At 73.8% G+C, this 12,639-nt stretch carries 7 protein-coding genes; 4 read left to right on the forward strand and 3 right to left on the reverse strand.

What is annotated here, in order from left to right; all coding sequences use genetic code 11:
* The first annotated feature begins 206 nt into the window (after positions 1–206).
* Positions 207–3,542: a BTAD domain-containing putative transcriptional regulator gene (locus tag ACFV0Q_RS28620; protein ID WP_385009247.1), complete on the forward strand. Its 3,336-nt coding sequence runs from the start codon at positions 207–209 to the stop codon at positions 3,540–3,542.
* Here the strand turns inward: ACFV0Q_RS28620 and ACFV0Q_RS28625 are convergent.
* Both ACFV0Q_RS28625 and ACFV0Q_RS28630 read right to left on the reverse strand, forming a co-directional pair.
* Complete coding sequence (locus ACFV0Q_RS28625; protein WP_385009248.1) at positions 3,529–5,487, reverse strand: sigma-70 family RNA polymerase sigma factor; 1,959 nt, start codon at positions 5,485–5,487, stop codon at positions 3,529–3,531. The two genes, ACFV0Q_RS28620 and ACFV0Q_RS28625, sit on opposite strands and share 14 nt — an antisense overlap.
* A 318-nt stretch (positions 5,488–5,805) precedes the next feature.
* Positions 5,806–6,576 (reverse strand): TetR/AcrR family transcriptional regulator, encoded by a 771-nt coding sequence (locus ACFV0Q_RS28630; protein ID WP_385009249.1) that lies wholly within the window; start codon positions 6,574–6,576, stop codon positions 5,806–5,808.
* Positions 6,577–6,917: 341 nt separating this feature from the next.
* Between ACFV0Q_RS28630 and ACFV0Q_RS28635 the strand changes: the two genes are divergently transcribed.
* Together ACFV0Q_RS28635 and ACFV0Q_RS28640 are read left to right on the forward strand one after the other, a co-directional pair.
* The gene (locus ACFV0Q_RS28635; protein ID WP_385009250.1) at positions 6,918–8,348 is read left to right on the forward strand and encodes an NAD(P)/FAD-dependent oxidoreductase; all 1,431 of its coding nucleotides are present in this window, start codon (positions 6,918–6,920) and stop codon (positions 8,346–8,348) included.
* Between the two features lie 135 nt (positions 8,349–8,483).
* On the forward strand, positions 8,484–10,217 hold the full coding sequence (locus ACFV0Q_RS28640) for a SpoIIE family protein phosphatase (protein WP_385009252.1): 1,734 nt from the start codon (positions 8,484–8,486) through the stop codon (positions 10,215–10,217).
* A 73-nt stretch (positions 10,218–10,290) separates the two neighbouring features.
* On the opposite strand, the gene ACFV0Q_RS28645 is transcribed toward ACFV0Q_RS28640, so the two are convergent.
* Positions 10,291–11,589, reverse strand: coding sequence for an MFS transporter (locus ACFV0Q_RS28645; RefSeq protein WP_385009253.1), 1,299 nt, complete (start codon positions 11,587–11,589; stop codon positions 10,291–10,293).
* A 125-nt stretch (positions 11,590–11,714) separates the two neighbouring features.
* On the opposite strand from ACFV0Q_RS28645, the gene ACFV0Q_RS28650 reads away from it, so the two are divergent.
* Entirely contained in the window at positions 11,715–12,251 is a 537-nt protein-coding gene (locus tag ACFV0Q_RS28650) for a MarR family winged helix-turn-helix transcriptional regulator (protein ID WP_385009251.1), read from the forward strand.
* Positions 12,252–12,639 lie beyond the last annotated feature (388 nt).

Consider the following 12,639-nt stretch of genomic DNA (forward strand, 5'->3'; position numbering starts at 1 on the left):
GTGGGGTGGGTTGGGTTGTGGGCTGGTTTTTTTTACTTGCTGCGGGCCGCGGGGGGGGTGGGCGGGGGGGGGGCCGGGGCCCCGCCCCCCGGCAACGGCGCCGCGCATACGCACGCACAGCATCCGCCCGGGCCCGGGGGCCGCCCCCAGGGCGGCCCCCGGGAAACTCCGACCCGCTCCCCGCAGGGGCAGGGCAGAATTGCACGGTGCGGTACCTCATCCTCGGCGTCACCGAGGCACGTGACGAGACCGGCGCCCCCCTCCCCCTCGGCGGCGCCCGCCTGCGCGCGCTCCTCGCCGCCCTCGCCCTCCGCGCCGGCGCCCCCGCCGCGGCCCCCGTCGCCGACCTGGTCGACGAGGTCTGGGGCGACGACCCGCCCCAGGACGCCCCCGCCGCCCTCCAGGCCCTCGTCTCCCGGCTGCGCCGCGCCCTCGGAGCCCGCGACAGCGTCCGCGCCGACCCCGCCGGCGGCTACCGCCTGGCCGCGGCCCGCGACGACGTCGACCTCCACCGCTTCACCCGGCTGGCCGCCCTCGGCACCGCGCAGCTCGCCGCGCCGACCGCCGACCCCGCCGTCGCGGCGGCAACCCTCCGGGACGCCCTCGCGCTCTGGCGCGGGCCCGCCCTCGCCGACCTCCCCGAGCCCGCCCGCACCTCGCTCGCCGCCGCCGCCGAGGCCCGCCGCACCGGCGCCGCGCGCGACCGCGTCGAGGCGGACCTGCGCTGCGGCGCCACCGCACCGGCCGCGCTCCTGCCCGAGATCGAGGCGCTGATCCAGGAGCATCCGTACGACGAAGAACTGCGCGCCCAGCAGCTCCGCGCACTCCGCGCCGCCGGACGCCCCGCCGACGCGCTCGCCGCGTACGAGCGCACCCGGCGCGCCCTCGCCGAAGACCTCGGCACCGACCCCGGCCCCCGGCTGCGCGCCCTGCACGCGGAGCTGCTCCAGCCCGCGCCGCCGCCCCCGCCCCCGCAGCCGCGCGGCAACCTCCGCCCCCGCCTGACCTCCTTCGTCGGCCGCGAGCCCGAACTCGCCACCCTCGCCGGTGACCTGGCCCGCTGCCGCCTCGTCACCCTCACCGGACCCGGCGGTTCCGGGAAAACCCGCCTCGCCGAGCACGCGGCCGCCGACCAGCCCGAATCCGGCTGGCTCGTCGAACTCGCCCGCCTCGACCACCCCGCCGCCGTACCCGGCGCCGTCCTCAGCGCCCTCGGCCTGCGCGAGAACACCCTCGTCGCCCGCGAGAAGACCCCCGCCGCCGACCCCGCCGACCTCCTCGTCGAGCACTGCGCGCACCGCCGCCTGCTCCTCGTCCTCGACAACTGCGAGCACGTCATCGGCGCCGCCGCCGAACTCGCGGAACGGCTGCTGACGCACTGCCCCGGCGTCCGCATCCTCGCCACCAGCCGCGAGCCCCTCGGCGTGCCCGGGGAGTTCCTGCGCCCCGTCGAACCCCTGCCGCCCGCCCCCGCGCACCGGCTCTTCGCCGACCGCGCCGCCGCCGCACGCCCCGGCTTCACCCCCGCCGACGATCCCGACGCCGTCGCCGAGATCTGCGCCCGCCTCGACGGACTGCCCCTCGCCATCGAGCTGGCCGCCGCCCGGCTGCGGCTGCTCACCCCGCGGCAGATCGCCGACCGGCTCGACGACCGGTTCCGGCTGCTGACCGGCGGGGCGCGCACCCTGCTGCCGCGCCAGCAGACCCTCCGCGCCGTCGTCGACTGGTCCTGGGACCTCCTCGACGCCCCCGAACGCACGGTCCTCACCCGTCTGTCCGTCTTCGCGGGCGGCTGCGACCTGGTCGCCGCCGAAGCCGTCTGCGCACGCGAAGAAGGCCTCGACGTCGCCGATGTCCTCGGGTCCCTCGTCGACAAGTCCCTCGTCCTCGCCGAACCCGACGAAGACACGGCGGGCATGCGCTACCGCTTGCTCGAAACCATCCACGAGTACGCCGCCGAGCGCGCCGCCGCCGACCCGGCCGACGCACGCGCCACCGCCCGCCGCCACGCCGCGTACTACCTCGCCCTGGCGGAGGAGGCCGAACCCCTCCTGCGCTCCGCGGCCCAGCTCCCCTGGATCCGGCGCGTCGAGACCGAGCTCGACAACCTCCGCTCGGCGCTCGACACCACGCTCGACGGCCCCGCCGATCCGGAGGCCGACACGGACGGCGACACCTCCGCCGACACCGACGGCGACACCTCCGCCGACACCGACACCGACGCCGACACCGATGCCGCCCAGCGCCTCGCCCTCGCCCTCGGCTGGTTCTGGTGGCTGCGCAACTACCGTGCCGAGGGCACCGAATGGCTCGGCCGCGTCCTCGCCCGCACCCCCGTCGACCCGCCCGAGGGCTCGCCCGCGTACTGGAACTTCATGCGCCTGCGGGTCCTCCAGATGTTCCTGCTCGCCGAGATCAAGCACGGCGACCACTTCCGCACCCCCGAGTACCGCGCCTTCGCCGCCCGCCTCCGCGAGGTCTTCCGGCACGGCTCGCCCGAGTCCACCCGCTTCCCCGGAATGCTCTGGCCCGCGATCGGCTTCCTCACCGGCGACACCCCCGTCTTCCAGGCCGACCTCGACGCCGCCGTCGCCAACTGCCGCCGCCTCGGCGGGGACTGGGAACTCGGCGTCGTCCTCATGCTCCGCGCCCACACCGCCATCGACCTGACCGGCGGCCTGACCACCGTGGACGACGACCTCGCCGAACTCCGCCGGATCGCCGCCCGCGTCGGCGACCGCTGGACCCGCGCCCAGGTCGCCAGCGCCGCCGGCGAGCTCGCCCTCTCGCACGGCCGCTACGACGACGCCCGCGCCGAGTACGAGGAGTGCCTGCGCCTGGCCCGCGAGGTCGGCGCCCACACCGAGACGCCCTTCGCCACCGCCCGCATCGCGGAGGCCGCCTACTGCGCCGGGGACCTCGACGGCGCCGAGCGGCTGCTCGCGGAGGCCGAGGAGGACGCCGAACGGCAGGGCGGGGTCTACGACGCCGCCGCCTTCGCCCGGCTCCTCTCGGCGATGTTCGCCCTCCAGCGCGGCGACACCGCCCGCGCCCGCACCGAGTGCGAGCGCGCCCGCGCCGTTTCGGCCGAGGCCACGGGACCCCCGCAGTTCGCCGCCGGACTGGACACCGTGGAGGCCGTCCTCACCGCCCGCGCACAGGGCCCGCGGGCCGGTCTCGCCAAGGCCGCGCAGGGCCTCGCCACGGCGGTCGCCGCCCGCTGCGCCGAGCGCTACCTGGCTTCGCTCGCCGAGACCGCGTCCCTGCTGCTGGCGGACGCCGACCGTCCGGCCGAGAGCGTACGAGTCCTCGCGGCGGCCACCTCCTGGCGCGCGGGCCATCCCCGCTCGGTCCCCGAGGAGGCCGCCCTGGAGGGCCTCCCGGCCCGCACCCGCGCCCTGCTCGGGGCGGCCGGCCAGGCCGCGGCGGAAGCGGAGGGCCGGACCCTGACCCCCGCCGAGGTGGCCGCCGAACTCACCGCCCTCACCGAGCCCGGGGACCTCACCAGCGCCACCGCCCCCACCCCGCTCAGCGGCAGCTGATCACCGCGTCCGCCCAGCTCGCCAGCGTCGGCAGGTGCCCCTGCCCGGCCTGCTCCACCACCAGCCGCAGCGTCTTGTGCCCGGCCAGCGGCACCCGGACGTCCGCCGGGGCGTCCCCGTACCCCAGCACACCCGAACGCCACAGCCGCTGCCCGTCGCCGTAGACGGAGAACCGCAGCGTCCCGTCGGTCAGCAGCGACAGCCCGTCCACCCCGGCCCGCGCCGAGAAGCTCGTGCACTGCCGGTTGAGGGTGATCTCCACCGAGGACCGGGAGTTCACGGTGATGCCCTGCCCGAACCGCTCGCCGCCGACCTCCAGCCCCCACCGCTGCCACACCCAGCTGCTGCGCCAGGTCTCCACCTCCGGCCCGGTGTGCCGCCCGTACACGGAGTGCCCGAGCCGCGCCAGCTGGAACCCCTGCGGCGGCGCAGGCGCGGGAGGCGAGGGCTTCGCCGGAGTCGGCGAAGGCCTGGGCTTCGGCGTGGGCTTGGGCGACACCGGGACGGGAGCCTTCGAAGCCGGAGCCGGCACGGAAACCGAGGGCGCCGGCGAGGAGGGCGCGGGAGTACGCCGGGGCGGTACGGATCCCCGCGCGGCGGGCGCCGGAGCCCCGGGCGCGCTGGTCTCCGGCGGGGCCGGCGGCGACGGCTTCGGCACCGCCGGAGCCACCACACCGGGCGGCGCGGGCTTCGCCTGGGCCTGCGGTTCGGGCTCGTCCCCGGCGAGGGCGAACACCACCCCGGCGGCCGCGGCGACCGCTATCCCGGCGGCGATGGCGGCCTTGGCCGGCAGCCCCAGCCCCTCGGACACGGCGGCACCCCCGGCCCCCGCCCCGGCACCCCCGGTCCCACCGGCGGCCCCGGCTGCGCCCGCACCCGCCCCCGCGGCCCCGGCACCGGCCGAGGACCCGCCCACGGCGGCGGCAGCGGCCCCCGCTCCACCGGCGGCGACCGCCCCACCGGCCACCACCCCGGCCGCCTTGGCGGCGTACCCGGCGGCGAACCACCCGATGACCGCGACCGGCAGCAGCGCGGGAATGCCCGCGTTGACGTCCTTCAGTTCCCCAGCGGCGAGCCGGCACTTGGCGCACTCCTCCAGGTGCTGGCGCAGCCCCCGCTCCGCCCGCATCCGCAACCCGCCCCGGGCGTACGCGCCCAGCCGGTCCGCGTACCGCGCGCAGTCACCGCCCGCACTGAGCGCGGAACTCACGTGCGCCTGGAGGTAGGCCTGCTTGAGGCCCTCCCGGGCCCGACTGGCCAGCACCGCCGTCGCGTTGGCGCTCAGCCCGAACAGCGGGGCGATCGCACTCGGCGAGGCCTCCTCGACCGTGGTGTGCCACAGCACGGCCTGCCACCGCTCGGGCAGGCTCCGGAACGCCTGCATGGCGAGCGACCGCTCCGCCTCGTGCATCGCCCGGACGTCCGCGCCCAGTTCAAGGGTGTCGTCGCCGGACATGGAGCCCAGCCCGCCCGAGCTCTCCGCCCCCGCGGCCGCCTGCTCCGCGAACAGGGCGAAGTCCTCGACCAGATGCTCCCGCCGCGCGGTCTTCGCCCAGGCGGCGGCGACCCTCCGTACGGTGGTCAGCAGATAGGCCCGCACCGACTGGTCCGGTCCGGCCCCGCCCCGTACCGCCTGGAGCGTCCGCGCGAACACCTCGGCGGTCAGGTCGTCGGCGGTGTGCCCGTCCCGGCAGCAGGTGCGCGCGTAGCGCCGTACGGAACCGGAGTGGCGGCGGAACAGCTCCTCGTACGCACCGTCGTCCCCACCGCGCATCCGGGCGATCAAGTCCGCGTCGGACGGCGGAAGTTCAGCCGCACCCGGACCCGGAGCCGCGTGCCGGCCACCGGGTTCGCGCTGGGCGGGCACCTGCCGGGCGGGCAGACTCCCCGCCCCGGCCTCACCCGCGGATCCACCGAGGGACTCGTCCCGCCCGTCAACGCTCATCGCGGAAGCCCCCGCACGACACACTCAGACCGGTACACCGATCCAGCGTGTCACACGGCGAAGCCGCCCCGGTCTCCTCTCCGCACCATCCACCCGTCCGGGCACATTCCGGCGACCCGATGACACCCCCGAGCCACGAAAAAACGCTCCCTCACCCGTTCGAGCGACCACCCCCGAAGGGAACCCCGTTGACGCCGCCCCACCCCGCCCCGGCAACGACCAGGGCAGGGACGGGACTCTCGGCGAAGCTCCCACCCGACGCGACCGCCGGACCGGAGCGCCCAGGACACCCAGGGCACCCCGGACGCTCCGCGCGGCTCACACCGCCCGGGAACGCAGCCCTTCGAGCAGGATGTCCAGCAGCCGGGCCGAAGCCGCGGCCTGGTGCGCCGGGTCCGGCAGCGCGGGCGCCGCGGTCGCTATCACCAGCAGTACATCGGCCACCGTGACGTCGGCCCGCAGCGCACCGGCCTCCCGGGCCCGGTCCACCAGCCGGCCGACGACCTCCAGCAGCGCACCCGCCCCGGAGTCCTCCGCCGGCTCGTCCTCGACGGAGTTCCGCGAGCCCACGACCCGCAGGTCGGGAACCCCGCCCACGACGGCCTGACGCTGGTGCGGCACCCGCGCCGCCGCCTCGTCCTCGGCCCCGTCCTCATCGGCCGCGCCGACCCGCAGCACCTGCGGCGGCAGCAGCCGCCCCGCGCCCGAGGCCACGGAGGTGCGCAGGAAGCACGACAGCGCCTGCCACGGCTCCTCCTCCTGGCCCAGCGCGGACTTGGCCTGCTCCGTCAGCCGGGCGGTCTCCTCCTCGGCTATCCGCCGGACCAGGACGTCCTTGCTCGGGAACCGCCGGTAGACGGTGCCGACACCGACCCGCGCGCGCCGCGCGACGTCTTCCATCGGAGCCCCGTAGCCGAGCTCGCCGAAGACCTCGCGGGCCGCCCGCAGGACGTGTTCGAGATTGCGCTGGGCGTCGACGCGCAGCGGCGTGGAACGGCCCATCCCGTGGGTCGTCGCGCCCGCCATCACGCGGCTGCCACTGTCCGAGGACAGAGCGGTGGCAGAACCATGGAAATCGGAAATGTGCATGTGTATCCCCCGGTAATCATTTGTCTCCCCCCGGAGACACTCCCCGCCTTCGAGTCGAGGGGGGCCACGGTCATGGGGCCCTGGTCCTACTCCTCGACGAGATACGAACATAGTTGAGCCAGAGTCAATTCAGAAGGGGCAGCCCCGGACGGAGCACCGCCCGATCGGAGCATCCACCCCCACTTTTCCGCCGCAAGCCGCCGGAATCACCCCTTCCGATGGCCCTGACCTGCGGACCTTTACCCCGATCCGGACTCCCCGGCAGAGCCGTCCCGGCATCATCACCGGTCACACAATGTGCCGGGCCTGTGGACAAACTCCCGGCCACGTTGCGTCATGGGATGGTGAAGGCTGCTAACTCCCGGGGCGACGCACCCGGCACACCGTCCCCCGCGCGCATCCTCGTCGTCGGAGGCGGGTACGTCGGCATGTACACGGCTCTCGGGCTCCAGCGGAAGCTGAGAGCCGGCGAAGCCGAGATCACGGTGGTCACACCCGAGCCCTACATGACCTACCAGCCCTTCCTCCCGGAAGCCGCCGCGGGTTCCATCTCGCCCCGCCACGTCGTGGTCCCCCTGCGCCGCGTCCTCGACCGCTGCCGCATCGTCATCGGCGAGGCCCGCCGCATCGACCACGCCAAACGCACCGCGACCGTCACCACCCTCGCCACCGCCGAGGAGGGCACCGGCGACATCGAGATCGAGTACGACGAACTCGTCCTCGCCCCCGGATCCGTCTCCCGCACCCTCCCCATCCCGGGACTCGCCGACTACGGCATCGGGTTCAAGACCGTGGAAGAGGCCATCGGCCTGCGCAACCACGTCATCGAACAGATGGACATCGCCTCCTCCACCCGCGACCCCGCGATCCGCGACGCCGCCCTCACCTTCGTCTTCGTGGGCGGCGGATACGCCGGAGTAGAGGCACTCGGCGAACTGGAAGACATGGCCCGCTACGCGGCCCGGTACTACCACAACATCAAACCCGAGGACATGAAATGGGTGCTGGTCGAGGCCAGCGACCGGATCCTCCCCGAGGTCGGGCCCGAAATGGGCACCTACACCATCCGCGAACTGCGCCGCCGCAATATCGACGTACGCCTCGAGACGCGCCTCGATTCCTGCGAGAACCGCGTCGCCGTCCTCAGCGACGGCGCCCGCTTCCCCACCCGCACCGTCGTCTGGACCGCCGGCGTCAAACCGCACCCCGTCCTCGCCGCCAGCGACCTCCCCAAGAACGAACGCGGCCGCCTCGCCTGCACCGCCTTCCTCACCGTCGAAGGGGTCGAACACGCCTGGGCCGCCGGCGACGCCGCCGCCGTCCCCGACATCACCGCCCCCGCCGGCGCCGAAGGCCCCGCCCGCGAATGCGCCCCCAACGCCCAGCACGCCGTCCGCCAGGCCAAGTGCCTCGCCGACAACCTGATCGCCGCCCTGCGCGACGAGGTCCTCACCGAATACGCCCACAAGTACGTCGGCTCCGTCGCCTCCCTCGGCCTCCACAAGGGCGTCGCCCACGTCTACGGCCGCAAGCTCAAGGGCTACCCCGCCTGGTTCATGCACCGCGCCTACCACCTCAGCCGCGTCCCCACCTTCAACCGCAAAATGCGCGTCCTCGCCGAATGGACCCTCTCCGGCCTCTTCAAGCGTGAGATCGTCTCCCTCGGCTCCCTCGAACACCCCAGGGCAGAATTCGAACTCGCCGCAGGGGGCCACCACCACCACCTGCCCCCCGCCCCCACCCCCGACCCCCCGCAGGACAGCCAGGGCTGACGTTGTCAGTGCGGTCGGCCACACTGGACGTGTGACCATAGGTGGGCTCACGCCTGCACAGAGTGACCTCACCGCCCAGCGACCGACCACGAGCGACTACAGCGACCACTTGCGACACCACGAGGCTTGAACGCAGTGAACTTCACGCGCTGGAGCGCCCGGTTTCCCGGAACGCAGCGCCGCGCCGCCGCCCGGAACGAGCACGCCGCAGCCCAGGCCAAACGGGGTGAAGGCTCCGTCCCGGCGGCCCGCGGCGCGGCCGCCCACCCCGTCACGCCCCCCGACGGCACCAACCCCGCCGACGCCACCGTCTCCGGCACCGGCACGGCACCGCTCCCCGTCGTACCCGCCCTCGACGAGCTCTCCGTACGGGAGGTCCTCGGCCTGCTCCCGGCCCTCGTCGCCCTCGTCCACGGCCCCGAGCACCGCGTCGCCTACGTCAACGACGCGTACACCGCCGGCTTCGGCGCCCGCAGCACCGGCGACCCCGCACACGTCGCCCTCCCCGAACTCGGCGAGCTCGGCCTGCTCCCGCTCCTCGACCAGGTCCAGCGCAGCGGCAAGCCCCGTACGGCCAAGAACCGCACCGCCCCCGGCGGCGGCAGCTCCTACACCGTCACCTGCACCCCCGTCGAGTTCCCCAAGGCCGCCGCCGACGGCGAACCGGACCCCCACCACACCGGGATCCTGGTCCACCTCGCCGACGTCACCGACCACGCCGAAGCGGTAGACCGCCTGCGCGCCAGCGAACGCCGCCAGCGCGAGGCCGCCGTCACCCTCCAGCGCTCCCTCCTGCCCCAGGAACTGGAACAGCCCGACGACCTCCGCGTCGCCGCCACCTACCAGCCCGGCGGCACCGAAGCGGCCGTCGGCGGCGACTGGTACGACGTCATCACCCTCGGCGCCGGCCGCACCGCCCTCGTCATCGGCGACGTCATGGGCCGGGGCGTCCGCGCCGCCGCCGTCATGGGCCAGCTCCGCACCGCGGTCCGCGCGTACGCCCGCCTCGACCTCCCGCCCCACGAGGTCCTGCAGCTCCTCGACGGCCTCGCCGCCGAGATCGACGCCAGCCAGATCGCCACCTGCGTCTACGCCGTCCACGACCCCAACGAGGGCCTCCTCGCGTACGCCTCCGCAGGCCACCTCCCCATCCTGGTCCGCGACGAGGACGGCACCGTCCGCCGCGCCGCCGACCCCACCGGCCCACCGCTCGGCACCGGCGGCTGGCTCCACACCTCCGGCACCATCGCGCTCGGCCCCGGCTCCACCGCCGTCCTCTACACCGACGGCCTGGTCGAACGCCGCGGCGAGGACATCGACGAAGGCGTCGCCACCCTCGAACGCGCCCTCGCCGGCGCCCAGGGCACCCCCGCCGTCGTCTGCGACCGCCTGATGCGCGCCCTCGGAGTCGACGCCGACCACGACGACGACGTCGCCGTCATGGTCCTCCAGCAGCCCGCCCGCACCGGCGCCGACGCCGAGCTCTTCCACAACGCCGCCCTCGAACTCCTCGGCGGCGTCGAAGCGGCCCCCCGCGCCCGCGCCTTCGCCCAGGGCGTCCTCGCCTCCTGGCGCTTCCCCGCCGAACTGTGCGACCTCGGCGTCCTCGCCGCGAGCGAACTCGTCGCGAACTCCCTCCAGCACGGCACCCCGCCCATGCGGCTGCGCCTGCGCCGCACCGACCGCCGCCTGATCATCGAGGTCACCGACGGGGACGACCACCTCCCCCGCCGCCGCCGCGCCGAACCGGCCGACGAAACCGGCCGCGGCATCTCGATCATCGCCACCATCGCCTCGTCCTGGGGCACCCGCCGCACCCCCGGCGGCGGCAAGGCCGTCTGGTGCGAGTTCGCCCTCCCCGACAAGTAACCGCACACGCGAAAAGGCCCCGGTCCACCGACCGGGGCCTTCCTCGTACCACTCGGCACTGCTCCACTTACGCCTACACGTGCGCGGGCTCCGAAACGGCGGCCTTGGCGGCGCCGACGGCCGGCCCGCCCTGCGCCACGACCCGCGACAGCGACGGGTTGTCCTGCACCGGCGTCAGCTGCTTGCCGAGCCGCAGCGCCAGCCAGGCGATGCCCAGCGAGACCACCACGAAGACCCCGATGTAGAGCATCGGAATCCCCGCCCCCAGCGGCACGCCCAGCGGCCCGAGCGCCAGCGCCATCTGCTTCACCAGGGCGAAGGCCGAGTTGTACTGCCCGACCGAGCCCTCCGGAGCCAGATCGGCCACCAGCGGCGCCAGCGTCGGCGACAGCATCGCCTCGCCGATCCCGAAGAGGGCGTACGTCGTCACGAACGCGCCCGCGGCCATCACCGCACTGCCGTGCCCCAGCCCGGAGAACCCGGCGATCACCCAGGCGACCGTCCAGATCAGACCGACCAGCGCGATCACGCGGGACCGCCGGCGCTTCTCCACCAGCCGGAGCACCACGAACTGCGCCACGACGATCGCACCGGTGTTGGCGGCCAGCGCGAACCCGAGGGTCGAGGGCGAGATCCCCGCGGCCTCGGTCCCGAAGGCGGCCAGACCCGACTCGAACTGTCCGTAGCAGGCGAAGAAGAGCACGAAGCCCAGCACGCACAGCTGGACCATGGCCTTGTGCCGCAGCAGCCGCTTCCAGGCGCTGCCACCGGCCTGCGCCCCGTCCTTCTGCGGCATGGCGTCCTTGAGACCCGCCACCTGAGGCATCCGCACGGTGGCGATGACCCCGGCCAGCACCAGGAACATCACGGCCTCGATGCCGAACAGCAGGGTGAAGCTGCCGGGCCGGCTCTCGTCGACGATCTGCCCGCCGACGAGACCGCCGATACCCAGGCCCAGGTTCTGCATGAAGAACTGCAGCGCGAAGGCACGCGTCCGGGTGGACGGCGTCGAACACCACACGATCATCGTGGCCAGCGCCGGCTGCATCACGGCTTGCCCGGCGCCCAGCGCCAGGGCGGACAGCAGGATCGGCACGATGCCGGTGGAGAGCCCGAGGGAGAGCGCACCGATGGACGCGGCCACGGCCGCACCCATGACCACGGGCACCGGACCACGTCGGTCGATGACCCGACCGGTGAAGGGCAGCGCGACGAGGGCGCCCAGGGCGAACGCCACGAACGCGCTCGTGGCGGCCATGGAGCCCAGACCTCGCACCTGCGCCACATAGATGTAGAGGAACGGAACCGTGAAACCGATGCCGAACGCGGTCAGCGCGTTGCCGGCCTGGATCCGCCGCATCGCAGCGCCCATCACCTTGGTCACTTCTCACCTGCCTTTGAGACCTGAAGCCTGAAGACTTCATACCTAAACTTCAAGCCTTAACAGTACACACCGAAGGAGTTAGACGCCAACGGGCTCGTGCCATACTTCGGACCATGGGTGACACCCCCGACGGCACTACGCCCGTCCACGAGCCGAGCCTCGACGAGCAGATCGCCGTCTACCAGCGCGAATTCCAGGACCTCGACCCCCAGGTCGAGAAGGTCGTCTCGGCCCTGAGCCGCCTGAACCGACGGATGAACGTCGCGTACGGGCGCCAGACCGCGGCCCTGGGCATCAGCAACGCGGAGTGGGAGGTCCTCAAGGCCCTCGTCATCTCCGGGGCGCCCTACCGGATGGGCCCGAGCGAGCTCGCGAAGCAGCTGGGCCTCACGCCGGCGGCGATGACCCACCGGATCGACCGCATGACGGCGGAGGGTCTGGTCACGCGCGAGCGGGACGAGTCCAACCGGGTCCGCGTGATCGTGGAGCTGACGGACGAGGGCCGCAGCAAGTGGCTCGACGCGATGCGCGCGGCCACGGTCTTCGAGGAGGACCTCCTCCAGGACCTGTCCACGGCGGAGCGCGGAGTACTGGGCGACATGCTCACCCGCCTCCTGGACCGCGTCGAGGACCTCCAGTCCCGGGCCTGACCTCCCGGGTTGACACGGACCCCGTGGATCCGTAAGGTTCTTCGAGTTGTCCCAGAGCCGAAAGGTTCTGACGTCAACGAATCCCGCCGCCTCGTTGCGGCAACCTACTCAGCACGATCTCCCACTGGGAACGAATTCGGCGTGCCCGAATTCATTTCCGAAGGCCCGATTATCGGTTGCCGGGGAAATCCGCTAGAGTTCAGGAGTCGGAAGGGCCCAACAGCCCGGAAGACAAACCCCGCTGACTGGGGGTCAGGCCCGAAAGAGTCTGATAGAGTCGGAGACACAAGAACAACAGAACGAAAGCCCGGAGGAAAGCCCGAGAGGGTGAGTACAAAGGAAGCGTCCGTTCCTTGAGAACTCAACAGCGTGCCAAAAATCAACGCCA

Origin of the sequence: Streptomyces sp. NPDC059564, assembly GCF_042735575.1 — a bacterium.
In the GTDB taxonomy this organism is placed as follows: domain Bacteria; phylum Actinomycetota; class Actinomycetes; order Streptomycetales; family Streptomycetaceae; genus Streptomyces.

Bases quoted from the DNA above. Each gene is read 5' to 3' on its own strand.
- ACFV0Q_RS28650 (WP_385009251.1), top strand. From the start codon at position 11,715: ATGGGTGACACCCCCGACGGCACTACGCCCGTCCACGAGCCGAGCCTC.
- ACFV0Q_RS28630 (WP_385009249.1), bottom strand. From the start codon at position 6,576: ATGCACATTTCCGATTTCCATGGTTCTGCCACCGCTCTGTCCTCGGAC.
- ACFV0Q_RS28635 (WP_385009250.1), top strand. From the start codon at position 6,918: ATGGTGAAGGCTGCTAACTCCCGGGGCGACGCACCCGGCACACCGTCC.
- ACFV0Q_RS28625 (WP_385009248.1), bottom strand. From the start codon at position 5,487: ATGAGCGTTGACGGGCGGGACGAGTCCCTCGGTGGATCCGCGGGTGAG.
- ACFV0Q_RS28645 (WP_385009253.1), bottom strand. From the start codon at position 11,589: ATGGGCGCTGCGATGCGGCGGATCCAGGCCGGCAACGCGCTGACCGCG.